This is a genomic window from Streptomyces altiplanensis (genome assembly GCF_053591575.1).
This window is the reverse complement of the sequence record NZ_JBSFUB010000014.1, coordinates 63,320-88,041: the sequence shown is the minus strand read 5'-3', so window position 1 is coordinate 88,041 and position 24,722 is coordinate 63,320. Positions and strand designations below refer to the sequence as shown.

General features: G+C 72.8%; 22 protein-coding genes. 16 read left to right on the top strand and 6 right to left on the bottom strand.

The window, feature by feature from the left end; translation table 11 throughout:
* The first annotated feature begins 125 nt into the window (after positions 1-125).
* The 8 genes from ACWD0Y_RS09945 to ACWD0Y_RS09910 all read left to right on the top strand — a co-directional run bounded on the left by ACWD0Y_RS09945 (position 126) and on the right by ACWD0Y_RS09910 (position 10,749).
* Positions 126-653 (top strand): DUF6099 family protein, encoded by a 528-nt coding sequence (locus tag ACWD0Y_RS09945; protein ID WP_450259877.1) that lies wholly within the window; start codon positions 126-128, stop codon positions 651-653.
* A 112-nt stretch (positions 654-765) separates the two neighbouring features.
* Entirely contained in the window at positions 766-1,689 is a 924-nt protein-coding gene (locus ACWD0Y_RS09940; protein ID WP_450259876.1) for an LLM class F420-dependent oxidoreductase, read from the top strand.
* Between the two features lie 32 nt (positions 1,690-1,721).
* Positions 1,722-2,639: a homocysteine S-methyltransferase gene (gene mmuM / locus ACWD0Y_RS09935; RefSeq protein ID WP_450259875.1), complete on the top strand. Its 918-nt coding sequence runs from the start codon at positions 1,722-1,724 to the stop codon at positions 2,637-2,639.
* A 41-nt stretch (positions 2,640-2,680) separates the two neighbouring features.
* Positions 2,681-4,150: a 3' terminal RNA ribose 2'-O-methyltransferase Hen1 gene (locus tag ACWD0Y_RS09930; protein WP_450259874.1), complete on the top strand. Its 1,470-nt coding sequence runs from the start codon at positions 2,681-2,683 to the stop codon at positions 4,148-4,150.
* Positions 4,147-6,699: a polynucleotide kinase-phosphatase gene (locus ACWD0Y_RS09925; RefSeq protein WP_450259873.1), complete on the top strand. Its 2,553-nt coding sequence runs from the start codon at positions 4,147-4,149 to the stop codon at positions 6,697-6,699. Before ACWD0Y_RS09930 ends, ACWD0Y_RS09925 begins: the two co-directional genes overlap by 4 nt.
* Positions 6,700-6,909: 210 nt before the next feature.
* Entirely contained in the window at positions 6,910-8,142 is a 1,233-nt protein-coding gene (locus tag ACWD0Y_RS09920) for an arginine deiminase (RefSeq protein WP_450259872.1), read from the top strand.
* 63 nt (positions 8,143-8,205) lie between these two features.
* On the top strand, positions 8,206-9,213 hold the full coding sequence (gene argF / locus ACWD0Y_RS09915; protein ID WP_450259871.1) for an ornithine carbamoyltransferase: 1,008 nt from the start codon (positions 8,206-8,208) through the stop codon (positions 9,211-9,213).
* A gap of 120 nt (positions 9,214-9,333) precedes the next feature.
* On the top strand, positions 9,334-10,749 hold the full coding sequence (locus tag ACWD0Y_RS09910; RefSeq protein ID WP_450259870.1) for an amino acid permease: 1,416 nt from the start codon (positions 9,334-9,336) through the stop codon (positions 10,747-10,749).
* Here the strand turns inward: ACWD0Y_RS09910 and ACWD0Y_RS09905 are convergent.
* A complete protein-coding gene (locus ACWD0Y_RS09905) occupies positions 10,715-11,158 on the bottom strand; it encodes an ATP-binding protein (protein WP_450259869.1) in 444 nt (147 codons plus the stop codon). The two genes, ACWD0Y_RS09910 and ACWD0Y_RS09905, sit on opposite strands and share 35 nt — an antisense overlap.
* Before the next feature lie 256 nt (positions 11,159-11,414).
* Here ACWD0Y_RS09905 and ACWD0Y_RS09900 point away from each other — a divergent pair, with 256 nt between their 5' ends.
* Positions 11,415-12,242 carry an enoyl-CoA hydratase family protein gene (locus ACWD0Y_RS09900; protein WP_450259868.1) on the top strand — a complete coding sequence of 276 codons (828 nt, stop codon included), beginning with the start codon at positions 11,415-11,417 and terminating at the stop codon, positions 12,240-12,242.
* A 2-nt stretch (positions 12,243-12,244) separates the two neighbouring features.
* Positions 12,245-14,524 (top strand): bifunctional salicylyl-CoA 5-hydroxylase/oxidoreductase, encoded by a 2,280-nt coding sequence (locus ACWD0Y_RS09895; protein WP_450259911.1) that lies wholly within the window; start codon positions 12,245-12,247, stop codon positions 14,522-14,524.
* A 91-nt stretch (positions 14,525-14,615) separates the two neighbouring features.
* Here the strand turns inward: ACWD0Y_RS09895 and ACWD0Y_RS09890 are convergent, their stop codons facing one another.
* The 4 genes from ACWD0Y_RS09890 to ACWD0Y_RS09875 all read right to left on the bottom strand — a co-directional run bounded on the left by ACWD0Y_RS09890 (position 14,616) and on the right by ACWD0Y_RS09875 (position 18,252).
* Positions 14,616-14,795 carry a hypothetical protein gene (locus ACWD0Y_RS09890; protein WP_450259867.1) on the bottom strand — a complete coding sequence of 60 codons (180 nt, stop codon included), beginning with the start codon at positions 14,793-14,795 and terminating at the stop codon, positions 14,616-14,618.
* Positions 14,796-14,879: 84 nt separating this feature from the next.
* Positions 14,880-15,725 (bottom strand): GNAT family N-acetyltransferase, encoded by an 846-nt coding sequence (locus ACWD0Y_RS09885; protein WP_450259866.1) that lies wholly within the window; start codon positions 15,723-15,725, stop codon positions 14,880-14,882.
* Positions 15,726-15,785: 60 nt separating this feature from the next.
* Positions 15,786-16,631, bottom strand: a complete 846-nt coding sequence (locus ACWD0Y_RS09880) for a PaaX family transcriptional regulator (RefSeq protein ID WP_450259865.1) — start codon at positions 16,629-16,631, stop codon at positions 15,786-15,788.
* A gap of 4 nt (positions 16,632-16,635) precedes the next feature.
* The gene (locus ACWD0Y_RS09875; RefSeq protein ID WP_450259864.1) at positions 16,636-18,252 is read right to left on the bottom strand and encodes an AMP-binding protein; all 1,617 of its coding nucleotides are present in this window, start codon (positions 18,250-18,252) and stop codon (positions 16,636-16,638) included.
* Between the two features lie 86 nt (positions 18,253-18,338).
* On the opposite strand from ACWD0Y_RS09875, the gene ACWD0Y_RS09870 reads away from it, so the two are divergent.
* From ACWD0Y_RS09870 to ACWD0Y_RS09850, 5 genes are all read left to right on the top strand, one after another.
* The gene (locus ACWD0Y_RS09870) at positions 18,339-19,448 is read left to right on the top strand and encodes an acyl-CoA dehydrogenase family protein (RefSeq protein WP_450259863.1); all 1,110 of its coding nucleotides are present in this window, start codon (positions 18,339-18,341) and stop codon (positions 19,446-19,448) included.
* Positions 19,445-19,888 carry a RidA family protein gene (locus tag ACWD0Y_RS09865; RefSeq protein ID WP_450259862.1) on the top strand — a complete coding sequence of 148 codons (444 nt, stop codon included), beginning with the start codon at positions 19,445-19,447 and terminating at the stop codon, positions 19,886-19,888. Before ACWD0Y_RS09870 ends, ACWD0Y_RS09865 begins: the two co-directional genes overlap by 4 nt.
* A 158-nt stretch (positions 19,889-20,046) precedes the next feature.
* A complete protein-coding gene (locus ACWD0Y_RS09860; RefSeq protein ID WP_450259861.1) occupies positions 20,047-20,646 on the top strand; it encodes a GNAT family N-acetyltransferase in 600 nt (199 codons plus the stop codon).
* Between the two features lie 99 nt (positions 20,647-20,745).
* Positions 20,746-22,296 carry an MFS transporter gene (locus ACWD0Y_RS09855; RefSeq protein ID WP_450259860.1) on the top strand — a complete coding sequence of 517 codons (1,551 nt, stop codon included), beginning with the start codon at positions 20,746-20,748 and terminating at the stop codon, positions 22,294-22,296.
* A 154-nt stretch (positions 22,297-22,450) separates the two neighbouring features.
* Entirely contained in the window at positions 22,451-23,512 is a 1,062-nt protein-coding gene (locus ACWD0Y_RS09850) for a glucose 1-dehydrogenase (RefSeq protein WP_450259859.1), read from the top strand.
* A gap of 76 nt (positions 23,513-23,588) precedes the next feature.
* On the opposite strand, the gene ACWD0Y_RS09845 is transcribed toward ACWD0Y_RS09850, so the two are convergent.
* Positions 23,589-23,918, bottom strand: coding sequence for a hypothetical protein (locus ACWD0Y_RS09845; protein WP_450259858.1), 330 nt, complete (start codon positions 23,916-23,918; stop codon positions 23,589-23,591).
* A 157-nt stretch (positions 23,919-24,075) separates the two neighbouring features.
* On the opposite strand from ACWD0Y_RS09845, the gene ACWD0Y_RS09840 reads away from it, so the two are divergent.
* Positions 24,076-24,585 carry a gluconokinase gene (locus ACWD0Y_RS09840; protein ID WP_450259857.1) on the top strand — a complete coding sequence of 170 codons (510 nt, stop codon included), beginning with the start codon at positions 24,076-24,078 and terminating at the stop codon, positions 24,583-24,585.
* Positions 24,586-24,722 lie beyond the last annotated feature (137 nt).

Here is a 24,722-nt window from a genome sequence, read left to right as displayed (position 1 = left end):
CGCATTTGTGTCCACAGATTTCGCCACAGCTCTGGCTTTCCGGGCCCCACACCTTCACTCTGGGTAGTGGACAGGGAAGTGGTACGCGAAAGATGCGGGCCATGGCAGGGACGGGGGGCGGACGCATGGACGCTGTGAGGCTCATCGGGCAGAGCCGGTACGCACTCGCGCAGAGCCGGTCGGCACCGGAGATCCTGGCGGAGGCCTGGCAGGCCCAGGCGCTGACGCAGGCGATCGGCGGCCGGCTGGCGCTGACCGGTCCGGCGGAGCTGAGGGGCGAGGCGCGGGGGCTGAGCGAGACGGGCGGGCGGGGCTGCGGAGTCCTCGACCTCCCCGCGCTGTACGCGGGAGGGGCGGACGACGCCGTCAGACTGGCCCCGGACGCGCGGCCGCGGGCCGCGCAGCTCTCCGAAGTGGGTGACGCGCGGACGGCGTTGGTCCGGCTCGGCGGGCTGCTCGGGGAGGTGGGGATCGCGCTCGTCGGGGTCGCGTGTGCCACCGACGAGGAGGCGCTCTACTGGCAGTGCATCGAGGCCATCGACGCCGCCGACGAGTCGAGCGACCGGGTGCGCGGGATATTGCGCCGGCTCGCGGTACGGGAGGAGGACAGGCTCCGCAGCGCGGCCCGCGGCTCGGCGGCGGAGCCGTTCTGACGGGCCCGGTCGCTCGGCTCGTCGGGGGGAGCTCGCCCGGTGGTGCAGGTGCAGGTGCGGGCCGGGTGCGGCAGGTGGGGTTGGCGGCAGTCCGACGGTGCAGGATGGAGGTATGGATCTTCGAATCTTCACCGAGCCCCAGCAAGGGGCGAGCTACGACACCCTGCTCACCGTCGCCAAGGCCACCGAGGACCTCGGCTTCGACGCCTTCTACCGCTCCGACCACTACTTGCGCATGGGGCCGGGCGACGGCCTCCCCGGGCCGACCGACGCCTGGATCACGCTGGCCGGGCTCGCCCGCGAGACCAAGCGGATCCGGCTCGGCACGCTGATGACCGCGGGTACGTTCCGGCTGCCGGGCGTGCTGGCCATCCAGGTCGCGCAGGTCGACCAGATGTCGGGCGGCCGGGTCGAACTCGGTCTGGGAGCAGGCTGGTTCGAGGAGGAGCACCGGGCGTACGGCATCCCGTTCCCGAAGGAGAAGTTCGGCCGACTGGAGGAGCAGCTGGCCATCGTCACCGGGCTGTGGGCGACGGAGGCCGGCAAGACGTTCAGCTACGACGGGACGTACTACCAGCTGACGGACTCGCCCGCGCTGCCCAAGCCCGCGCAGGCGAAGGTGCCGGTGCTGGTCGGCGGGCACGGCGCGGTCCGTACGCCGCGGCTGGCCGCGCAGTACGCCGACGAGTTCAACATCCCGTTCGCCTCGCTGGAGGACAGCGAGCGGCAGTTCGGACGCGTCAGGGCGGCCGCCGAGAAGGCCGGGCGCAGGGCGGACGACCTGGTGTACTCCAACGCGCTGGTGGCGTGCGTCGGCAAGAACGACGCGGAGGTGGCCCGCCGGGCGGCGGCCATCGGGCGGGACGTGGACGAGCTCAAGGCGAACGGGCTGGCGGGCTCGCCCGCCGAGGTGGTCGACAAGATCGGGCAGTACGCCGCGATCGGAACGTCCCGGGTCTACCTCCAGATGCTGGACCTGGACGACCTCGAACACCTGGAGCTGATCTCCTCGCAGGTGCTGTCCCAGCTGAACTGATCCGTACGGCCGACCGATCCAGGAGTCCCACCGTGAAACCCGTCCGTCCGCTTGCCGCCGCGCTCGGGGCCGCCGGCCGGCGGGCCGTCGTCCTCGACGGCGGCCTGTCCAACCAGCTGGAGGCACAGGGCTGCGACCTGTCCGACGCGCTGTGGTCGGCGCGGCTGCTCGCCGACGGGCCGCAGCAGATCACGGCGGCGCACGCGGCGTATGTGCGGGCGGGCGCACAGGTGCTGATCACCGCCAGCTACCAGGCGACGTTCGAGGGCTTCGCCCGGCGGGGCGTCGGCCCGGCCGGGGCCGCGGAGCTGCTGGCGCGCAGCGTCGAACTGGCGCGGGCGGCGGGGGAGGCCGCGGACCGGGAGGTCTGGGTGGCGGCCTCGGTCGGCCCGTACGGGGCGATGCTCGCCGACGGCAGTGAGTACCGGGGGCGGTACGGGCTCTCGGTGCGGGAGCTGGAGCGCTTCCACCGGCCACGGGTCGAAGCACTCGTCGCGGCGGCCCCCGATGTGCTGGCGCTGGAGACGGTGCCCGACACCGACGAGGCCGAGGCGCTGCTGCGGGCCGTCGAGGGGTCCGGGACGCCGGTCTGGCTGTCGTACAGCATCGCGGGCGGGCAGACCCGGGCCGGCCAGCCGCTGGACGCGGCCTTCTCCCTCGCGGCGGGCAACGACCAGGTGATCGCCGTGGGCGTCAACTGCTGCGAGCCGCGCGACGCGGACGCGGCCGTGGAGCTCGCGGCCTCGGTGACCGGAAAGCCGGTCGTCGTCTACCCGAACAGCGGCGAGCAGTGGGACGCGCGGGACAGGCGCTGGCGCGGCGGGGGCACCTACGACCCGGCGCGGGTGCGCGAGTGGCGGGCGTCCGGGGCCCGGCTGGTCGGCGGCTGCTGCCGGGTCGGTCCCGCGGAGATCGCCGAGCTGGCCGGGGCGGTCGGGCCGGACGCTTAAACCCGTGGTCGGGGCGGGTCCGGCCGACGATACTCGGATGTGTGTTCCTGACGATCAGCACAACCGGCAACCAGGAGCGTCCCGCGACCGACCTCGGTTTTCTGCTGCACAAGCACCCCGACAAGGCGCAGACGTTCTCCACTTCCCACGGCACGGCGCACGTCCTCTATCCCGAGGCGTCCGCCGAGCGGTGCACGGCCGCGCTCCTGCTGGAGGTGGATCCGGTGGCGCTGGTGCGGCGCGGCAGGGGCAAGGGGCGCGGCGGCTCGCCCGACTCCGCGCTCGCGCAGTACGTCAACGACCGGCCGTACGCGGCGTCGTCGCTGCTGGCCGTCGCGCTGAGCACGGTCTTCAAGACCGCCCTGCACGGCGTGTGCAACGCCCGGCCCGAGCGTGCGGCGGCCCCGCTGCCGCTGCGCATCGAGGTGCCCGCGCTGCCCGCGCGGGGCGGCGCCGAGCTGGTGACGAAGCTGTTCGCCCCGCTGGGCTGGACGACGGTGCGGGCCGAGCCGGTGGCGCTGGACGAGCAGTTCCCGCAGTGGGGCGACTCGCGGTACGTACAGCTCGTGCTGGAAGGCGAGCTGCGGCTCGCCGACGCCCTGCGCCAGCTGTACGTCCTGCTGCCGGTGCTGGACGACGCGAAGCACTACTGGGTCGCGCCCGACGAGGTGGACAAGCTGCTGCGGGCGGGTGAGGGCTGGCTGGCCGAGCACCCCGAACAGAAGCTGATCACCAGCCGGTACCTGTCGCGCCGGTGGGGGCTGACCCGGCAGGCCATGGAGCGTCTCGAACTCGTGCGTCTCGCCGAGGCCGACGACCTGGAGGTCGAGGAGATCGACAACGCCGTCGACGAGACGACCGACACGGAGGACAGGCCGGTGCCGCTCGCCGTGCAGCGGCGCGACGCGATCCTCCGGGCGCTGGGCGCGGCCGGGGCGAGCCGGGTGCTCGACCTCGGCTGCGGACAGGGCCAGTTGGTGCAGGCGCTGCTCAAGGACGTGAAGTTCACCGAGATCGTGGGGGCGGACGTGTCGATGCGCGCGCTGACCGTCGCCTCGCGGCGGCTGAAGCTGGACCGCATGGGCGAGCGGCAGGCCGGGCGCGTGAAGCTGATGCAGAGCTCCCTCACGTACACCGACAAGCGGCTCAAGGGGTACGACGCCGCCGTGCTCAGCGAGGTCGTCGAGCACCTCGACCTGGAGCGGCTGCCGGCCCTGGAGTACGCCGTGTTCGGCTCGGCGCGTCCGCGGACCGTGCTCGTGACCACGCCGAACGTCGAGTACAACGTGCGCTGGGAGTCCCTGCCCGCCGGACACGCGCGCCACGGCGACCACCGCTTCGAGTGGACGCGTGAGGAGTTCCGCGCCTGGGCGGAGCAGGTGGCCCAGCGGCACGGATACGGGGTCGAGTTCGTCCCCGTCGGGGCCGAGGACCCCGAGGTCGGACCGCCCACCCAGATGGCCGTGTTCACCATGACCGGACCGGACAAGAAGGAGGCGGAAGCCGCATGAGCACCACCACCCGCACGCTGCCCGTCACCGACCTGTCCCTCGTGGTCCTGGTCGGCGCCACCGGATCCGGCAAGTCCACGTTCGCGCACCGGCACTTCAGGCCCACCGAGGTCATCTCCTCCGACTTCTGCCGCGGCCTGGTCGCCGACGACGAGAACGACCAGAGCGCGAGCCGTGACGCGTTCGACGTCCTGCACTACATCGCGGGCAAGCGTCTGGAGGCCGGCCGGCTGACCGTCGTCGACGCGACCAACGTGCAGCCGGAGAGCCGCAAGCAGCTCGTCCAGCTGGCCAGGAAGTACGACGTACTGCCGATCGCGATCGTCCTCGACCTGCCGGAGGAGGTGTGCGCCGGGCGCAACGCCGTACGCCCCGACCGGGCCGGCATGCCCCGCCACGTCATCCAGCGGCACCGGCGCGAGCTGCGCCGTTCGCTGCGGAGCCTGGAGCGCGAGGGCTTCCGCAAGGTGCACGTCCTGCGCAGCGTGGAGGAGGTCGACGCCGCCGAAGTCGTGCTGGAGCGCCGCTACAACGACCTCACCCACCTCACCGGACCCTTCGACATCATCGGCGACATCCACGGCTGCCGCTCCGAGCTGGAGACCCTGCTGAGCAAGCTCGGTTACGTCGACGGGTCGCACCCCGAAGGGCGTACGGCCGTCTTCGTCGGCGACCTCGTCGACCGCGGTCCCGACAGCCCGGGCGTGCTGCGCCGGGTGATGGGCATGGTCGCCTCCGGCGACGCGCTGTGCGTGCCCGGGAACCACGAGAACAAGCTCGGCCGTTACCTCAAGGGCAGGAACGTCCAGCACACGCACGGACTCGCCGAGACCATCGAGCAGCTGGAGAAGGAGGACGAGGGCTTCAAGGAGCAGGTGCGGGAGTTCATCGACGGGCTCGTCAGCCACTACGTCCTCGACGGCGGCAACCTCGTCGTGTGCCACGCCGGGCTGCCCGAGAAGTACCACGGCCGTACCTCCGGCCGGGTCCGCTCGCACGCGCTGTACGGCGACACGACCGGCGAGACCGACGAGTTCGGCCTGCCCGTGCGCTACCCGTGGGCCGAGGACTACCGCGGCCGCGCCGCCGTCGTCTACGGCCACACACCCGTGCCCGACACCTCCTGGATCAACAACACCATCTGCCTGGACACCGGCGCGGTCTTCGGCGGGAAGATGACGGCGCTGCGCTGGCCCGAGCGCGAGCTCGTCGACGTACCGGCCGAGCGGGTCTGGTACGAGCCGGCCAAGCCGCTCACCACCGAGACGCCCGGCGGAGCCGCATCGAACGGGGCAGAGGGCGGCCGTCCGCTGGACCTCGCCGACGTGCACGGCCGCCGGGTCGTCGAGACGCGGCACATGGGCCGGGTCGCCGTACGCGAGGAGAACGCGGCCGCCGCGCTCGAAGTCATGAGCCGCTTCGCCGTCGACCCGCGTCTGCTCGCCTACCTGCCGCCGACGATGTCCCCGACCGGCACGTCGGCGGTGGACGGCTACCTGGAGCACCCCGCCGAGGCCTTCGCCGGCTACAGGGCGGACGGTGTCGCGCGGGTCGTGTGCGAGGAGAAGCACATGGGCTCCCGGGCGGTGGTGCTGGTCTGCCGGGACGCGGGCACGGCGCGCGAGCGGTTCGGCGTGGACGGCCCGACCGGCGTCGTCCACACCCGTACCGGCCGCCCCTTCTTCGACGGGCAGACCATCACCGAGCTGATCCTCCACCGGCTGCGCACCGCCGTCACCGAGGCCGGTCTCTGGGACGAGCTCCGGACCGACTGGCTGCTGCTCGACGCCGAGCTGATGCCCTGGTCGCTCAAGGCGTCAGGACTGCTGCGCCACCAGTACGCCGCCGTGGGCGCCGCGTCGCGCGCCGTCTTCCCCGGCGTCCTGGCGGCGCTCGAAGGGGCGGCCGCCCGCGGGGTCGACGTCAGCGGCCTGCTGGCGACGCAGCGCGAACGGGCCGCCGACGCGGCCGCGTTCACCGACGCGTACCGGCGCTACTGCTGGCCCACCGAAGGGCTGGAGGGCGTGCGGCTCGCACCGTTCCAGCTGCTCGCCGTCCAGGGCCGTTCGCTCGCGGGCGTACCGCACGACCAGCAGCTGGCCTGGCTGGACCGGCTGGTCGAGCACGACCCGACCGCACTGCTCCAGACCACCCGCAGGCTGATCGTCGACACCGGCGACCCGGAGTCCGTCCGGTCGGGCACCGACTGGTGGCTGGAGATGACCAGCCGGGGCGGCGAGGGCATGGTCGTCAAGCCGGTCGAGGCACTCGCACGGGACGGGAAGAACAGGCTCGTGCAGCCGGGCATCAAGGTGCGCGGCCGCGAGTACCTGCGGATCATCTACGGTCCCGAGTACACCCGCCCGGAACAGCTCGCCAAGCTGCGCAACCGGTTCCTGGGCCACAAGCGCTCGCTCGCTCTGCGCGAGTACGCACTGGGCCTGGAGGCGCTGGACCGGCTGGCCGAGGGGGAGCCGCTGTGGCGGATCCACGAGGCCGTGTTCGCGGTCCTGGCACTGGAGTCGGAGCCGGTCGACCCGCGGCTGTGACCTGAAGTGCGCCCCCCGCGCGATGCGGATCCCTGTCGCGCAGGGGGCGGCCGCCCCTGGCCACACGGGCATGTCCCCGCGAGGCACCCGGTGTTCCCTCATCCGGCGGCCGCGCGGCGTCACCGCGACGGCGCTCCGGACGACCGCACTTCCCCGGCCGCACTTCCCCGTAGGGCCGCGCGCCCGGCCGCGCTCGGCCAGGATGGGGGGATGGGATTCCATGTCGATTCCGAGGCCGGGCGGCTGCGCCGCGTCATTCTCCACCGACCGGATCTGGAGCTGAAGCGTCTCACCCCCAGCAACAAGGACGCGCTGCTCTTCGACGACGTGCTGTGGGTGCGCCGCGCGCGCCAGGAGCACGACGGATTCGCCGACGTCCTGCGCGACCGGGGCGTCGTGGTGCACCTTTTCGGTGATCTGCTGCGCGAGTCGCTGGAGATCCCGGCGGCCAGGAACCTCGTCCTGGACCGGGTCTTCGACGAGAAGGAGTACGGTCCGCTCGCCACCGGCCACCTGCGCGAGGCGTTCGACGACCTGCCCGTGACCGATCTGGTCGAGGCGCTCGTCGGCGGCATGACGAAGCGGGAGTTCCTGGCGCGCCACCCCGAGCCGACCTCGGTCCGCTTCCACGTCATGGACCTGGACGACTTCCTGATCCAGCCGCTGCCGAACCATCTCTTCACCCGGGACACCTCCGCCTGGATATACGACGGCGTGTCCATCAACGCCATGCGCTGGCCGGCCCGGCAGCGCGAGACCGTCCACTTCGAGGCGATCTACAAGCACCACCCGCTCTTCAGGGGTCCGGAGGCGGGGGACTTCCACCACTGGTCGGAGGGGCAGCACGACTACCCCTCCACCATCGAGGGCGGCGACGTCCTGGTCCTCGGCAACGGCGCCGTCCTGATCGGAATGAGCGAGCGCACCACCCCGCAGGCCGTGGAGATGCTCGCCCGCGGGCTCTTCGAGGCGGGCTCCGCCACCACCATCGTGGCGCTCGACATGCCCAAGAGCCGGGCGTTCATGCATCTCGACACGGTGATGACGATGGTCGACGGCGACACCTTCACCCAGTACGCCGGGCTCGGCATGCTCCGCTCGTACACCATCGAACCGGGGGACGGCGAGCGCGAGCTGAAGGTCACCGACCATCCGCCCGAGCACATGCACCGCGCCATAGCGGCCGCCCTCGGCCTGGACTCCGTCCGGGTGCTGACCGCCACCCAGGACGTCCACGCGGCGGAGCGCGAGCAGTGGGACGACGGCTGCAACGTGCTGGCGGTCGAGCCGGGCGTGGTCGTGGCGTACGAGCGCAACGTCACCACCAACACCCATCTGCGCAAGCAGGGCATCGAGGTCATCGAGATCAAGGGGAACGAGCTGGGCAGGGGGCGGGGCGGTCCCCGGTGCATGAGCTGCCCGGTCGAACGCGACGCTGTATAGTGATGCGCTCATTCGTATACACTTCCAATCCCCGTATGGGCGACCGACTCAGGAGCAGCCACCATGGCGACAGACCTCGCAGGCCGCCACCTCCTCAAGGAGCTGGACTTCACCGCGGAGGAGTTCCGCGGCCTGATCGACCTCGCCGCCGAGCTCAAGGCGGCCAAGAAGGCGGGCACCGAGGTGCCGCGGCTGCGCGGCAGGAACATCGCGCTGATCTTCGAGAAGACCTCCACCCGCACCCGCTGCGCGTTCGAGGTGGCCGCCGCCGACCAGGGCGCGTCGACGACGTACCTCGACCCCTCCGGCTCCCAGATCGGGCACAAGGAGTCGGTCAGGGACACGGCGCGCGTGCTGGGCCGGATGTTCGACGGCATCGAGTACCGCGGGGACAGCCAGGCCGCCGTCGAGGAGCTGGCCGCGTACGCCGGCGTCCCCGTCTTCAACGGGCTCACCGACGACTGGCACCCCACCCAGATGCTCGCCGACGTACTCACCATGACCGAGCACTGCGCCAAGCCCCTGGAGCGGATCGCCTTCGCCTACCTGGGGGACGCCCGCTTCAACATGGGCAACTCCTACCTGGCCACCGGCGCCCTGCTCGGCATGGACGTGCGCATCGTCGCGCCCCGGGCCTACTGGCCGGCCGACGACATCGTCGCGCAGGCCCGCAAGGCCGCCGAGCTGAGCGGCGCCCGCGTCACCCTCACCGAGGACGTCGCCGAGGGGGTTCTGGGCGCCGACTTCGTCGCCACCGACGTCTGGGTGTCGATGGGGGAGCCCAAGGAGGTCTGGGGCGAGCGGATCGAGGCCCTCTCCCCGTACGCGGTGACCATGGACGTACTGCGCGCCACCGGCAACCCGGACGTGAAGTTCCTGCACTGCCTGCCGGCCTTCCACAACCTGGGCACCAAGGTCGGCCGCGAGATCCACGAGCAGTACGGCCTGACCGAGCTGGAGGTCACCGACGAGGTCTTCGAGTCGGCGCACTCGGTCGTCTTCGACGAGGCCGAGAACCGTATGCACACGATCAAGGCCGTGCTCGTGGCTACCATGTCCGGTCAGAAATAGCTATACAACCGTTTGGGTGAACATGCGCGGTGGCGGCTAGTATGTCGCCGATTGGTGGGGTCCGAGCTCGCACGCTCGGACCCCATTTCGTTGTGAGCGCAAGAGAAGAGAACCACCCCCATGCAGCGCATCAAGTCCCCCGACCAGCTCGTCGCCGAATCGGGCGCGGACCTTGAGGGTCACGGTCTCAAGCGCACCATGGGGCTCTTCCAGCTCGTGTGCTTCGGCGTCGGCGCCATCGTCGGCACCGGCATCTTCGTCGGCCTCTCCGACAGCGTCGCCGAAGCGGGCCCCGCCGTCGTCGTGTCCTTCGTCCTCGCCGCGATCACCTGCGTCTTCACCGCCTTCTCGTTCGCCGAGCTCGGCGGCGCGATCCCGGTCTCCGGCAGCTCGTACTCCTTCGCCTACGCCGCCCTCGGCGAGCGCGTCGCCTTCCTCACCGGCTGGTGCCTGCTGCTCGAATACGGCGTGTCCGTCTCCGCCGTCGCCGTCGGCTGGGGCCAGTACCTCAACGAGCTCCTCAACAGCCTCGTCGGATGGCAACTGCCCGCCGCGCTCTCCAGCCCGCCCGGCGACGGCGGCGTCGTGAACATCCCCGCCGTCGTCGTGATACTGCTCGCCGCGCTGCTGCTGGTGCGCGGGGTCCGGGAGAGCGCCCGCGCCACCGCCGTCATGGCCGTCGTGAAGATCGCCGTACTGATCCTCTTCTGCGCCATCGCGTTCACGGCCTTCTCCTCGGACAACCTCTCGCCGTTCGCCCCGCACGGCCTGGCGGGCATCACCTCGGGAGCCTCGCTCGCCTTCTTCTCGTACATCGGCTTCGACGCGATCACCACGGCCGGCGAAGAGGTCAAGGACCCGCGCAGGAACGTCCCGCTGGCGATCATGATCTGCCTCGGCATCGTCACGCTGCTGTACTGCCTGGTCGCGATCGCCGCCATCGGCGCGATGTCCGCCGCCGACGTCGCGTCGCAGCCCGCCGCGCTCTCGCTCATCGTCAACCGGGTCACGGACTCGACGCTCGGCGGCGGCGTCATCGCCTTCGGCGCGGTCGTCGCCATCGCGTCCGTCGTCCTCGCCGTGATGTACGGGCAGACCCGCGTCCTGATGTCGATGTCCCGTGACGGCCTCGTCCCGCGCGTCTTCGAGCACGTCTCGCCGAAGACCTCGACGCCCGTCGCCAACACCTGGATCGTCGCCGCGGTCTTCGCGGTACCGGCCGCCGTCGTGCCGCTCGACGTCGTGATCAACCTGACGACCATCGGCACCCTGGCGGTCATGGCCGTGGTGAACGTCGCCGTCGTCGCGCTGCGCCGCCGCAACCCGGACCTGCGGCGCTCCTTCCGGGTCCCCCTCTACCCGGTGAGCCCGGTGCTGGGCGTGGCCTTCTGCCTCTACCTGATGTACGGGACGGGCTGGACGACCTGGGTCCAGTTCGCGGTGTTCCTGGTGGCCGGCGCGCTGGTGTACGCCCTCTACGGCCGCCGCCACTCCCGTCTCGTCAGTACGCGGGAGCAGGCAGCGCGGGAAGCGTGAACCAGACGGCCTTGCCGTACTCGGTGCGGCGGTGCCCGCAGGCCGAGCTGAGCATGCGGATGAGCAGCAGCCCGCGGCCGTGCTCCTGCCAGGGGTCGGGCGGCCGTATGTCCGCCGCCGATTCCAGATGGCCCGGCGGCCCCGGGTCGCGGTCGTGCACCTCGACCTGGCAGCCGGCCGGCGACAGCTCCACCACCAGCTCTATGGGCTGCTCCCCACCGGTGTGCTCCACGGCGTTGGCGACGAGTTCGGCGGTGAGCAGTTCTGCCGTGTCGGTGGTGTCCGCGGAGGCTTCTGGCGCCGAGGTGTCCGAGAGGGCGGTACGGATCAGGGCGCGCGCGATCGGCACTGCGGCAGTGGTGTGCGGCAGTGTGACGCGCCAGGTGGCGGGTCGTGCGGTTTCCAGCACGGCGTAATGCCCCTTCCGGGGTGCAAGCAGTCGTTCGTTAAACCATACGGACTTCGAGGACGTGGTGCGTAGTGCTGCCCGGCCACCGGGCGCGGGACCTCCGCCCCGGCCGGCCGGGACGTCGGTCCCGCAAGGGGTATCGCGTTCTCGTGACGACGGTCACGGACAAGTGATACCTTCGGGTGGCAGGCACAGGCAGCACAGGCGCGAGCGCACGGCACAGACAGCAGGCCGCCGGCCGAAGGAGCCCCGCCCCATGAGCCCCTTTCCCAGCTCAGCTCCCCGCACGAAACAGTGGCACCATCTGCGGCTGACCGTCGAGGACGGCGTCGCCACCGTCACTCTCGCCCGGCCGGAGAAACTCAACGCGCTCACCTTCGGCGCGTACGCCGATCTGCGCGACCTCCTCGCCGAGCTGTCCCGCGAGCGCGCCGTGCGCGCCCTGGTCCTCGGCGGCGAGGGCCGCGGCTTCTGCTCGGGCGGCGACGTCGACGAGATCATCGGTGCCACGCTCTCCATGGACACGGCGCAGCTCCTCGACTTCAACCGGATGACCGGACAGGTCGTACGGGCGCTGCGCGAATGCCCCTTCCCGGTGATCGCCGCCGTGCACGGGGTGGCGGCGGGCGCCGGCGCCGTCCTCGCCCTCGCCGCGGACTTCCGGATCGCCGACCCCTCCGCCCGGTTCGCCTTCCTCTTCACCCGGGTCGGCCTCTCGGGCGGCGACATGGGGGCGGCGTACCTGCTGCCGCGGGTCGTCGGGCTCGGGCACGCCACCAGGCTGCTGATGCTCGGCGAGCCGGTGCGCGCCCCCGAGGCGGAGCGGATCGGCCTGATCAGCGAGATGACGGGCGAGGGGCAGGCGGACACCCGCGCCGCCGAGCTGGCCCGGCGCCTCGCCGACGGCCCGGCCCTGGCGTACGCGCAGACCAAGGCGCTGCTCACCGCCGAGCTGGACATGCCGCTCGCCGCCGCCGTCGAAATGGACGCCGCCACCCAGGCACTGCTGATGAACGGCGACGACTACGCCGAGTTCCACGCGGCCTTCACCGAGAAGCGCCCCCCGAAGTGGCGGGGGCGCTGACGATGCGCCGGCCGCTGCGCGTGGCCGTGGTGGGCGGCGGCCCCGGCGGGCTCTACGCCGCCGCCCTCCTCAAGCGGCTCGGCCCCGCGCGCGAGATCACGGTCTGGGAGCGCGGCGCCCCCGACGACACCTTCGGCTTCGGCGTCGTCCTCTCCGACGAGACGCTGGGCGGCATCCAGCACGCCGATCCCGTGGTCCACCGCGCGCTCCAGGACGAGTTCGTACGGTGGGACGGCATCGACATCGTCCACCGCGGCCGGACCCTGACCTCCGGCGGCCACGGTTTCGCCGCCCTCGGCCGCCGCCGGCTCCTGGAGATCCTGCACGAGCGCTGCCGTTCGCTCGGCGTCGGCCTGCGCGTCCGCGAGGAGGCGCCGCCCGCCGCCGAGCTCTCCGCGGCGTACGACCTGGTGGTCGCCGCGGACGGTGTGCACAGCCTCACCCGTGCGGCGTACGCCGATGTCTTCGCGCCCCGCGTCACCACCCACCGCTGCCGCTACATCTGGCTCGCCGCCGACTTCGCCTTCGACGCCTTCCGCTTCGAGACCGCCGAGACCGGACACGGCGTCATGCAGCTCCACGGTTACCCCTACACGAAGAACACGTCGACCGTCATCGTCGAGATGCGCGAGGAGGTCTGGCGGGCCGCCGGTCTCGACCGCTGCGGCGAGGCCGAATCCACGGAGCGCTGCGCCGCGTTCTTCGCCGGCGCGCTCGGCGGCCGCCCCCTGCGCTCCAACTCCTCCTCCTGGACCGCCTTCCGCACCGTCGTCAACGACCGCTGGAGCCACGGCAACACGGTCCTGCTCGGCGACGCCGCCCACACCGCCCACTTCTCCATCGGCTCGGGCACCAAGCTCGCCGTCGAGGACGCCCTGGCACTGGCCGCGTGCGTCGAGGAGCAGCCCGACCTGCCGTCCGCCCTGGCGGCGTACGAGAGCGAGCGCCGCCCCGTCGTCGCCTCCACGCAGCGCGCGGCCGCCGCCAGCCTGCGCTGGTTCGAGGAACTCGGCACGTATCTCGACCAGCCGCCGCGGCAGTTCGCCTTCGGCCTGCTCACCCGCAGCCGCCGCGTCACCCACGACAACCTGCGGCTGCGCGACCCCGCCTTCACGGAGACCGTCGAGGACGACTTCGGCTGCCCGCCCGGCACACCCCCGATGTTCACCCCCTTCCGGCTGCGCGGTCTGACCCTGCGCAACCGGGTCGTCGTATCGCCCATGGACATGTACGCGGCCCTCGACGGCGTCCCCGGCGACTTCCACCTCGTCCACCTGGGCGCCCGGGCCCTGGGGGGAGCGGGCCTGGTCATGACCGAGATGGTGTGCGTGAGCCCGCAGGGCCGCATCACCCCGGGCTGTACCGGCCTCTACACCCCCGGCCAGGCCGCCGCCTGGCGCCGGATCACCGACTTCGTGCACCGGCAGTCACCGGGCACGGCCGTCGGCGTCCAGCTCGGCCACTCGGGGCGCAAGGGCTCGACGCGGCTGATGTGGGAGGGCATCGACCAGCCGCTGGAGGACGGCAACTGGCCCGTGTCCGCCGCCTCCCCGCTGCCGTACCGCGCGGGCGTCAGCCAGGTCCCGCGCGAACTCGACGCGGACGGACTCGCCGTCATACGCGAACAGTTCGTGTCGGCGGCGCTGCGTGCGGCCGAAGCCGGCTTCGACCTGCTCGAACTCCACTGCGCCCACGGCTACTTGCTCTCCGGCTTCCTTTCCCCTCTCACCAACCGGCGGACCGACGCGTACGGCGGTTCCCTCGCCGGCCGCCTCCGCTTCCCCCTGGAGGTCTTCGACGCCGTACGGGCCGTCTGGCCGGACGACCGGCCGATGACGGTCCGCATCTCCGCCACCGACTGGGCGGACGGCGGCACCACGGACGAGGACGCGGTGGAGATCGCCCGTGCCTTCGCCGCGCACGGCGCCGACGCGATCGACGTCTCGACCGGGCAGGTCGTGCCCGACGAAGCCCCCGAGTACGGCCGCTCGTACCAGACGCCGTACGCCGACCGTATCCGCAACACCCTGGGCGTGCCGGTCGTCGCGGTCGGCGCGATCTCGTCCTGGGACGACGTCAACTCACTGCTGCTGGCGGGCCGTGCGGACCTGTGCGCGCTGGCGCGCCCGCACCTCTACGACCCGCACTGGACGCTCCACGCGGCGGCCGAGCAGGGCTACACGGGTCCGGGCGCGCCGTGGCCCCTGCCGTACCGGGCGGGCAGCCGGACCCCGCCGGCCGGGCGCACGGACGCGCCGAAGCCGAGGCTGAACGGGATCTGAACCGGATGGGCCGGAAACCCGCCGCGGGAGGACCCCGGATCTCTGCCCGCTGCGGATGACGGCGTCAGCCGTGCGGCGGGGAGGCGGCGGGTCACGCGGTGGGCAGACGGGCGCAGTGGCGGCAGGCGCGGGCCGAAGCCGCCACCGCGGCGTGCGAGGCGGCCGCGAGCGCGCCGGCGAACGCGAGCAGCGGCCAGTTCGTGGTCAGGGCGGCGGCGGTGGCGAGCGCGAGCGGCTCCACGGCGGCCCGCCTGACCATGCTCACCGGCATCTTCAACGTCCTTCGGGCGGTCGCCGTCGTCCTGATGATCGTCCGCCCCGATCGCCGCGGTACCGGTGGCGGTGTGCCCGCGCCCTACCCCGCCACCACGATCTCCACCCGGTCCGCCACCGCGCGGTAGCCGATGCGCCGGTACACCCCGTTGCTCGTCGGATTCGCGAGGTCCGTGAAGAGCAGCACCTCACCCGCCCCCGCGTCCCGCGCCGCCCCGCTCACCGCGGCCGTGACCGCCGCCGCGTACCCGCGCCCGCGCCGCTGCGGCGGCGTGTAGACCGGCGCGACACGCACCGCGCCCGCGGCGGGGCGGGAGACGCCCGCCATCGACACCGGGACGCCGTCGTGCTCCCACAGGGTCAGGCCGCCGTAGGCGATGCGGTCGTCGACCGCCCGCTCGGCCCCCGGACCGGTACGGCCGGCGCCGATGTCCTCCTGGAAGGCATCGGCCCACTCCACCAGGAGTTCCCGGTCGGCCGTGGTCGCCACCCGCGCGCGGCCCGGCGGCGCGGGGTCCGGCGGGGTCAGCTCCCCGAGCCGGTACAGCCGCTGCTCCACCACGGTGGTGACCTGCGCGCCGGTACGACGCCATTCGGCCGCCAGCGCCTCGGCCGTGCCCCGCTCCGCGCTGACCGCCGGGCCGCCGAACGTCACGCACGCCCCGGCCAGCGGCGCCACCGCCTCCGTCGGCACGGTCCCCACCAGCATCGCGTGCGGCGGCGTCCACAGCAGCGCACCGTCCACCCGGCCGTCCGCGCCGCGCCACCAGCCGTACCGGGGGGTGCCTTCGCCGTACGCGTCGCTGCCGCGCCGCCTCAGTGTCCCGGCGACTGTGAGCAGCAGCGTGTTCTCCACGGGCCGGGCGGCGACGGCGGCGCCCGCGGCGGCCAGGTACTCGTCGAGGTCTTCACCGAAGGTCCAGGTCATGCCCCATGCTGCCGGGCGGCGCCGGGGTTCGTCACCCGCTTTTCGTCATCCGCTTTCCGGTCAGGCGCCGCCGCCGCGCACGAACTCCGCCCCCGCGTCGCGCAGCCGCGCGTGCAGCCCCGCGAAGACCTCCGCCGAGCGCACCCCCGGCCAGTCCGCCGGCAGCAGCTCGGCCGGAAGACCGGGGTCGGCGTACGGAAGGCGGCGCCAGGAGTCGAGGGCCAGGAGGTAGTCCCGGTAGGCCTCCCGCGGATCCGGCGCCGCGTCGCCCCGCGTCGCCCACGACCGCAGCACCGGCTCGTGCAGATCCAGGAACTGCTCGTGCTGCTTGGCGATCGCCGCCAGGTCCCACCAGCGCGCCACCGCCTCCTCCGTCGCGGTGAAGCCGAGGTGCTCCCCGCGGAACAGATCGACGTACGGGGCGAGCTGGAGGCGCTCCAGCGTGTGCCGGGTCTCCTCGTACAGCCCCGCCGGCGCGATCCACACACCCGGCGCCGCCGCCCCGAAGCCCAGGCGGGCGAGGCGGGAGCGCAGCACGTGCCGCTTGGCGCGCTCGGCCTCGGGGACCGAGAAGACGGCGAGCACCCAGCCGTCGGACAGCCGTGGCGCGGGGCGGTCGTAGATGCGGCGGTCGCCGTCGACGAGGAGCTGACGGGCGTCGCCGGACAGCGCGTAACCGGCGGCGCCCTCCGGCGTACGGGCGGCCACGAGCAGCCCGCGGCGCTTGAGCCGGGAGACCGACGAGCGCACCGACGGCGCGTCGACCCCGACGGCGGCCAGCAGCCGGATCAGCTCGGCCACCGGCAGGGGGTCCCCCGGCACGGACTCCGCGCCCGCGCCGGGAGTGCGTCCGTACGCGCCGTAGAGGGAGACGATCAGGGAACGGGGGGTGTGCTGCTCGGCCACGTGATCACTCTACGGCCGCCCGCAGCCGGAAGCGCTGGAGCTTGCCGGTCGGCGTCCGGGGGAGGGCGTCCAGGAAGACGATGTCGCGCGGGCACTTGTACGGCGCCAGCTCGGCCTTGACGAAGTCGCGCAGCCGCGCCGCCGTCGCCTCCCCGCGCGCCGCCTTGTCGCGCAGCACGGCGTACGCCACCACCACCTGGCCGCGCAGCTCGTCGGCCCGTCCCACCACCGCCGCCTCCACCACATCGGGATGGCGCAGCAGCGCGTCCTCGACCTCCGGTCCCGCGATGTTGTACCCGGCCGAGATGATCATGTCGTCGGCGCGGGCGACGTAGCGGAAGTAGCCGTCGCCGTCGCGCACGTAGGTGTCGCCGGTGAGGTTCCAGCCGTCCCGCGCGTACTGCGTCTGCCGGTCGTCCGCGAGGTAGCGGCAGCCCACGGGCCCGCGCACCGCCAGCAGCCCGGGTTCGCCGTCGGGCACGGGACGGCCCGACCCGTCGACCACCCGCGCCTCCCAGCCCGGCACGGGCACGCCCGTCGTGCCCGGCCTGACCGCCTCGTCCGCCGCCGAGATGAAGATGTGCAGCAGCTCGGTCGCGCCGATGCCGTTGATGATGCGCAGCCCGGTGCGCTCGTACCAGGCCTGCCAGGTGGCGGCGGGCAGGTTCTCGCCGGCCGAGACGCAGCGGCGCAGGGCGCGCAGGTCGTACGCGCCCACGTCGTCCAGCATCGCCCGGTACGCCGTCGGCGCGGTGAACAGCACCGACACCCGGTGCTCGGCGAGGGCGGGCAGCAGCTGCCTGGGTCCCGCCTGTTCGAGCAGCAGCGCCGAGGCGCCCGCCCGCATCGGGAAGATCACCAGACCGCCGAGCCCGAACGTGAAGCCGAGCGGCGGACTGCCCGTGAAGACGTCTTCGGGCACAGGCTGCAGCACATGGCGCGAGAAGGTGTCGGCGACGGCCAGCACATCACGGTGGAAGTGCATGCAGCCCTTGGGCCGCCCGGTGGTCCCCGAGGTGAAGGCGATCAGCGCGACGTCGTCGGCCGACGTCCGGACGGCGTCGTACCGGGGCGGCTTGCCCTCCGCCGCCCGCAGGAGGTCGTCGGGCGCGTCGCCGCCGTACGCCATGACGCGCATCCCGGGCACCTCGGCCTTCACGAGGTCGTCGACGGCCCGTACGTCGCACAGGGCGTGGCTGACCCGCGCGATCTCGCACATGGTCGCCAGCTCGGCCGCCCGCTGCTGCGCCAGCACCGTCACCGCCACCGCGCCCGCCTTCATCACCGCGAGCCAGCAGGCCGCCAGCCACGGTGTGGTGGGTCCGCGCAGCAGGACACGGTTGCCGGGCACGACGCCCAGGTCGGTGGTGAGGACGTGCGCGATCCGGTCGACGCGGCCGAGCAGTTCGCCGTACGTCCAGACCTCGCCCGCGCCGGTGCGGAAGGCGGGCCGGTCCGGGCCGAAGCGCTCGACCGTACGGTCCAGGAGCTCCGCCCCGCAGTTGAGGCGGTCGGGATAGCGCAGCTCAGGACGGTCGAGGAGCAGCCGCGGCCACTGATGGGCCGGCGGCAGCCGGTCGCGGGGAAAGGTGTCGACGTGCGCTGAGGTCTTCAGCTCCATGACGGGATCGCCCCCTTGTCGCCTCCTGAGCGTATCGTTTGGGTGACGACAGTCAACGGTCCGCGATAAAAGTGGGGTGCGAGGACATGCCGGGATTCGCGCTGGAACCTCAGCAGCAGGAGTGGTGCGAGCGACTGCGCGCGCTGGCCGCCGACCATCTGCGTCCTCTCGCGGAGAAAGGCGAACCGGGCAGGGTGAACCGCCCGTTGGTCGCCGCCCTCGGGGAACACGGCCTGCTGCGGCGCCTGTTCGGCTCCGGCGCGCTCGACCTCTGTCTGATGCGTGAATCCCTCGCCCGTGCCTGCACCGAGGCCGAGACCGCCCTCGCCCTGCAAGGGCTCGGCGCGAGCCCGGTGGCCAGGTCCGGCACGGACGAACAACGGGCGCGCTGGCTGCCCGAGGTGACAGCGGGGCGGGCGGTCGCCGCCTTCGCGCTCAGTGAGCCGGGCGCGGGATCGGACGCCGCGGCGCTCTCGCTCACGACCGTACCGGAGGGGGACGGATGGCGCCTGTCCGGTGAGAAGTGCTGGATCTCCAACGCGCCGGAGGCCGACTTCTACACCGTGTTCGCCCTGACCACCGAGGGCGCGGGCGCCCGCGGCGTCACCGCCTTCCTGGTCCCCGCCGACCGGCCCGGACTGACCGGCACCCCGCTGGACATGCTCTCGCCGCACCCCATCGGCGCCCTGGCCTTCGACGGTGTCCCCGTCACCCGCGCCGACGTGATCGGCGAGGTGGACCACGGCTTCCGCGTCGCCATGGACACCCTCAACCTCTTCCGCCCCAGCGTCGGCGCCTTCGCCGTCGGCATGGCCCAGGCCGCCCTCGACGCCGCTCTCGCGCACACCGCGAGCCGTACCGCCTTCGGCGGCCCCCTCAAGGACCTCCAGTCGGTCGCCCACCGGGTCGCCGAGATGGCGACCCGCACGGAGGCCGCGCGCCTGCTCGTGTACGCCGCCGCCTCGGCCTACGACGCGGGCGCACCCGGCGTCCCGCGACGCGCCGCCATGGCCAAGCTGTTCGCCACCGAGACCGCCCAGTACGTCGTCGACGCGGCCGTCCAGCTGCACGGCGCCCGCGCCCTCCAGCGCGGCCACCTCCTCGAACACCTCTACCGCGAGGTCCGCGCCCCCCGTATCTACGAAGGCGCGACCGAGGTCCAGCGCACGATCATCGCGAAGGAGCTGTACCGATGACCCCGCCCTCCCCGCGCTCCTCAGCCCCCTCGGGCCCCCCGCACCACCTGCGCCGCGTCAACCCGGCCGAACTCTCCCCGCCCACCGGCTTCTCGCACGCCGTCACCACCACCGGCTCCCGGCTGGTCTTCCTGGCGGGCCAGACGGCCCTCGGCACGGACGGCAAGCCCGTCGGCGGCCCGCTCCCCGCCCAGTTCGAGAAGGCCCTCGGCAACCTCCTCACCGCCCTGCGCGCCGCCGGGGGCACCCCCGCCGACCTGGCCCGCGTCACCGTCTACGCCACCGATGTCGCCGACTACCGCGCCCACGCCCGCGAACTGGGCCGCATCTGGAGCCGGCTGGCCGGCCGTGACTACCCCGCCATGGCGGTGATCGGCGCGGTCCGCCTCTGGGACGAGCAGTGCCTGGTCGAACTGGACGGGGTGGCGGTACTGCCCTGACGGCGACAGCTCCTCGTACGGCTTCAGCTCCTCGGCCTCCTCGTCCGCCGCCGGAACAGGGCGGACCCCGCCCCGCCCGGGATGGGAGGCTGTGCGCACAAGTGGCCGCGCCCATCCTCCGCGCGCGGCCGCGTCCATGGACGGAAACGAGGACACCCATGAGCAGTGCCTGGTTCGAACGCCCCACCCTGACGGGCCGTTACGTACGTCTTGAGCCGCTGACCGCCGGCCACGCCGAGGGACTCTTCGAGGCGCTCAAGGACCCCGCCGTCTGGACCTGGCTGTCCAAGAAGCAGCCCGCCGACGCCGCGGGGATGCGGAGGATCGTCGAAGGGCTGCTGGACAAGCAGGAGCAGGGCGACAGCGTCGCGCTCGCGCAGATCGACGTCGCGACCGGCGAAGTGGCGGGCTCCACCTCGTACTACGAGATAGAGCCCGCCCACCGCGGCATCGCGATCGGCTCGACCTGGCTCGGCAGCCGCTTCCAGCGCACCGGCATCAACACCGAGGCCAAACTGCTCCTGCTGGGCCGGGCCTTCGACGACCTCGGCGCGCGGCGCGTCACCTGGCACACCGACCACCGCAACGAGCGCTCGCAGCGGGCCATCGAGCGCCTCGGCGCGCGGCGCGAGGGCGTACTGCGCGGCCATCGGACGAGGCCCGACGGAACCGTGCGCGACACCGTCGTCTACTCGATGCTGTGCGACGAGTGGCCGGCCTCGCGCGAGGCGCTGACCGGCCGCCTCGCGCGTCCCTGACGGCAGGGGGCTGATCGACTGGTGACCCGCAGGCTCCGGGCTTACGGTCGAACGGTGGGCAAAGCCGGCCCACCGCCCCCTCTCGTGAGGGCCACACTCATGACGACCTCACAGCCGAAACCGCCGTCGGCACAAGCGGCGTCCACTCCGGGCCAGGGCGACAAGAACGGCCTCGCCCTGCTGGTCATCGCCTCGTGCCAGTTGATGGTGGTGCTCGACATCACCATCGTGAACATCGCTCTGCCGCACATCCAGAGCGATCTCGAATTCTCCACCACGAGCCTTTCGTGGGTGGTCAACGCCTACACGCTGACCTTCGGCGGGCTGCTGCTCCTCGGCGGCCGCGCCGGTGACATCCTCGGACGCCGAAAGGTCTTCGTCTTCGGCGTCCTGCTGTTCGTACTCGCCTCCCTGCTCGGCGGTCTCGCCCAGAACTCCGGTCAACTCCTCGCCGCCCGCGCCCTCCAGGGCGTCGGCGGTGCCATCGCCTCGCCGACGTCACTGGCGCTGATCGCCACCACCTTCACCGAAGGCCCGGCCCGCAACCGGGCGTTCGGTGTCTTCGCCGCGGTCTCCGCGGGCGGTGGCGCGATCGGCCTGCTGGCCGGCGGCATGCTCGTCGAATGGCTCGACTGGCGCTGGGTGCTGTTCGTCAACGTGCCGATCGGGCTGCTCATCGCCCTCGCCACGCCCCGTGTCATCAGGGAGTCCCCGCCCAACCCCGGCCACTTCGACGTCATCGGGGCGCTGACCTCCACCCTCGGCATGGTGTGTCTGGTCTACGGCTTCATCCGGGCCGCCCAGGAGGGCTGGAGCGACGGCCTCACGCTGGCCTCGTTCGCCGTCGCGGTGGCGCTCCTCGCGATTTTCGTCCTGGTGGAGCGGCGCTCGAAGCAGCCGATCACGCCGCTGCGGATGTTCGCCGACCGCAACCGGGCGGGCACGTACGGCATCATGCTCACCCTCGCCGCCGCGATGTTCAGCATGTTCTTCTTCCTCACGCTGTTCGTCCAGAACGTGCTGGACTTCGGCCCGCTCCAGGCCGGTGTGGCCTTCCTGCCGGTCAGCGTGGTCATCGCGGTGGGCGCGGGCCTGGCCTCCCAGCTCCTGCCCAGGTACGGCCCGAAGCCCTTCATGGTGACCGGCTCGATCCTGGCCGCGGCGGGGCTGGCCTGGCTGACCCTGACGGACGTCCACTCGACGTACCTGGGCAGCGTCCTCGGACCGATGCTCGTCTTCAGCCTCGGCATGGGCATGAACTTCGTCTCGCTGACGCTGATGGCGGTCTCCGGTGTGCCCGCGCACGAGTCGGGCGCGGCCTCGGGCCTGCTCAACGTCACACAGCAGGTGGGCGGCTCCCTGGGCCTGTCCATCCTCGTCACGGTGTTCGGTACGGCCAGTGGCAACGAGGCCGAACGCCAGATACCGCGGTTCCTCGCCCGGGCGGACCCCGCCGAACGCGCGGAATTCGAGCGGACCGGGCAGCTCCCGCCGCCGTGGGGCGACGAGGTGCTCACCTCGGGGGTCTCCGCCGCCTTCGTCGTCGCCGCGGTGTTCACCGTGGTGGCCGCGGTCATCGCGCTGTTCGCCGTCCAGGTGCGCCCGTCCGACCTGGAGCGCCTCCAGGGCGGCCACGAGACCGGTTCCTGACCCGGCCCGTGGCGTCGGCCTCCGGGGCGGGGGCCGGCGCCCTACGACGGTGGCCCTCTTCTCCGGTCTCCGGCGCGTCCGGAGTTTTCGACGGCTGCCGCGGGATACCCGTTTCCGGTGGTCCTCTGCTCCTGCCGACGGAAAAGGGAAGCCGATGCGCGCACTGACCGTCCGCCCGCACGCGAAGGATTCGCTGGAAGTCCGCGACCTGCCCGCGCCGGTGCCCCAGGAGGGGCAGCTGCTGGTGGACGGTCTCGCGGTGGGGGTCTGCGGGACGGACAAGGAGATCACCGAGGGCGGTTACGGCTGGGCGCCCCCCGGCCGTGACTGGCTGGTGCTGGGGCACGAGTCGCTCGGACGGGTCCGCCAGGCGCCGCCGGGCAGCGGGTTCTCGGCCGGCGACCTGGTCGTCGGGGTGGTCCGCCGGCCCGATCCGGAGCCGTGCGGCGCCTGCGCGCGCGGTGAGTTCGACATGTGCCGCAACGGCCGGTACACCGAGCGGGGCATCAAGCAGATCGACGGCTACGGCTCGCAGATGTGGTGCGTGGAGGCGGAGTACGCGGTCAAGCTCGACGCGCGCCTCGAACGGGTGGGGACGCTGCTGGAGCCGACGACCGTGGTGGCCAAGGCGTGGGAGCAGGTGGAGCGGGTCGGCGGCAGGTCCTGGTTCGAGCCGCAGCGCGTGCTGGTGACGGGGGCCGGCCCGATCGGGGCACTGGCCGCTCTGCTGGGCGTGCGGCGCGGCCTGGACGTACACGTGCTGGACCGCGTCACCGGAGGGCCCAAGCCGGCGCTGGTGGAAGCCCTGGGCGCGACGTACCACGCGGAGAGCGCCGGGAAGGTGATCTCCGCCCTCCGCCCGGACGTCATCATCGAGGCCACCGGAGCGGCCGAGGTGGTGTTCGAATCGATGTCCGGCACCGCGCCCTACGGCATCGTCTGCCTGACCGGCGTGTCGCCCACCGGCCGCAGCCTGAGCGTGGAGGGCGGCACCATCAACCGGGAGATCGTGCTGGAGAACGACGTGGTGGTGGGCTCGGTCAACGCCAACCTGCGCCACTACCGGCAGGCCGCGGACGCGCTGGCCGGGGCGGACCTTCCGTGGCTGGAGAGGCTCATCACCCGCAGGGTTCCGCTGGACCGTGCGGACGAGGCCTTCACGGCACGGCCCGACGACATCAAGGTCGTCGTGGCCCTCGACCCGGGGGCCGAATGACCCGGAGCGCGGGCGCGGGGGCCCGGGCGAGCGCCGCTGCACGGCCACGACCCGCCCCGGCCCACCCGCCGCGCGGTCAGCGGCGCGTCCTCTGGCGGCGACGGTGCTCCCGCAGCATGGCGCTGTCCGCGAGCGCCAGCAGGGCCAGGACGGCGAAGAGTATCGCGACGGCGCCCAGCGCCCACGGATTCGGAGCACTGCCCCCGTGCGAGCGCGAGGCCCACACCCCGAACAGCACGGCGAGAACCAGGAACAGCGGCGTGTGGATCTTCGCGAGCAGGTGCCTCAGCCTGTACGCACGGCGTGCGGCCACCGTCTCCCCGGCGCTGTGCCGTTCCTGGGGCGGGGGAGGGCCCGCGCCGTCCTCGTGGCGCAGCTCGCCCGGCTCGGGACTGTGGTCGCGCATCGACGCCTCCAGCGGCGAAGGACCCCTGTTCTCAGGGTAGTCCCGTCCCGCGCGGACCCATGCTCCGATCCCGCCGGGCCCGGCGGGTGCGGTGGGTGCGGTCACCGGGTGCGGCAACGCTCCGGAAGAGCCGTCGGAGCTGTACTAGCCTGAACCGATGTCTCACAACGCTGCTCCCCTGATCGTCGTCATGGGTGTCTCGGGGTCGGGAAAGACGACGGTCGGCCGGGCGATCGCCCAGCGTCTCGCCGTGCCCTGTGCCGAAGCCGACGACTTCCACTCGCCGCGGAACGTGGCCAAGATGCGGGCCGGCACCCCCTTGGACGACGAGGACCGCCGCCCGTGGCTCGACGCGATCGCCGCATGGCTCGCCGAGCACGCCGGACGGGGAGGCGTGGTCACCTGCTCAGCCCTCAGGCGGCGTTATCGCGACCGGCTCGCCGCCGTGTCGCCCGAAGTCTTCTTCCTGCACCTCGACGGTTCGGCGGAGCTCATCGCCGGCCGGCTCGCGGAGCGCAAGGGCCACTTCATGCCGGCGAGCCTCCTGCAGTCCCAGATCGACGCCCTGGAGCCGCTGGGGGCCGACGAGTCCGGCGCGGCCGTTCCCATCGACGGCACGCCCGAGCAGACGACCGCTCTGGCGCTCGCCGCGGTCGAGGACCGGTGACCCGGGCGCCGGCCGCGGGGACCCCGGCATGGGCGGCCGGGCAGGACCAGGAGCAGAGCCGGGGGCAGAAGGGCCGACGGCGCCGGCCTCGCCACCCGTACCCGCGTACGCGGACCAGGCCCGGCGGCGGCCCCCAG

Coding starts and splice junctions, on each gene's coding strand:
- ACWD0Y_RS09945 (WP_450259877.1), top strand. CDS start 126: ATGGACGCTGTGAGGCTCATCGGGCAGAGCCGGTACGCACTCGCGCAG.
- ACWD0Y_RS09940 (WP_450259876.1), top strand. CDS start 766: ATGGATCTTCGAATCTTCACCGAGCCCCAGCAAGGGGCGAGCTACGAC.
- ACWD0Y_RS09925 (WP_450259873.1), top strand. CDS start 4,147: ATGAGCACCACCACCCGCACGCTGCCCGTCACCGACCTGTCCCTCGTG.
- ACWD0Y_RS09920 (WP_450259872.1), top strand. CDS start 6,910: ATGGGATTCCATGTCGATTCCGAGGCCGGGCGGCTGCGCCGCGTCATT.
- argF (WP_450259871.1), top strand. CDS start 8,206: ATGGCGACAGACCTCGCAGGCCGCCACCTCCTCAAGGAGCTGGACTTC.
- ACWD0Y_RS09910 (WP_450259870.1), top strand. CDS start 9,334: ATGCAGCGCATCAAGTCCCCCGACCAGCTCGTCGCCGAATCGGGCGCG.
- ACWD0Y_RS09900 (WP_450259868.1), top strand. CDS start 11,415: ATGAGCCCCTTTCCCAGCTCAGCTCCCCGCACGAAACAGTGGCACCAT.
- ACWD0Y_RS09895 (WP_450259911.1), top strand. CDS start 12,245: ATGCGCCGGCCGCTGCGCGTGGCCGTGGTGGGCGGCGGCCCCGGCGGG.
- ACWD0Y_RS09890 (WP_450259867.1), bottom strand. CDS start 14,795: ATGCCGGTGAGCATGGTCAGGCGGGCCGCCGTGGAGCCGCTCGCGCTC.
- ACWD0Y_RS09885 (WP_450259866.1), bottom strand. CDS start 15,725: ATGACCTGGACCTTCGGTGAAGACCTCGACGAGTACCTGGCCGCCGCG.
- ACWD0Y_RS09875 (WP_450259864.1), bottom strand. CDS start 18,252: ATGGAGCTGAAGACCTCAGCGCACGTCGACACCTTTCCCCGCGACCGG.
- ACWD0Y_RS09870 (WP_450259863.1), top strand. CDS start 18,339: ATGCCGGGATTCGCGCTGGAACCTCAGCAGCAGGAGTGGTGCGAGCGA.
- ACWD0Y_RS09865 (WP_450259862.1), top strand. CDS start 19,445: ATGACCCCGCCCTCCCCGCGCTCCTCAGCCCCCTCGGGCCCCCCGCAC.
- ACWD0Y_RS09860 (WP_450259861.1), top strand. CDS start 20,047: ATGAGCAGTGCCTGGTTCGAACGCCCCACCCTGACGGGCCGTTACGTA.
- ACWD0Y_RS09855 (WP_450259860.1), top strand. CDS start 20,746: ATGACGACCTCACAGCCGAAACCGCCGTCGGCACAAGCGGCGTCCACT.
- ACWD0Y_RS09850 (WP_450259859.1), top strand. CDS start 22,451: ATGCGCGCACTGACCGTCCGCCCGCACGCGAAGGATTCGCTGGAAGTC.
- ACWD0Y_RS09845 (WP_450259858.1), bottom strand. CDS start 23,918: ATGCGCGACCACAGTCCCGAGCCGGGCGAGCTGCGCCACGAGGACGGC.
- ACWD0Y_RS09840 (WP_450259857.1), top strand. CDS start 24,076: ATGTCTCACAACGCTGCTCCCCTGATCGTCGTCATGGGTGTCTCGGGG.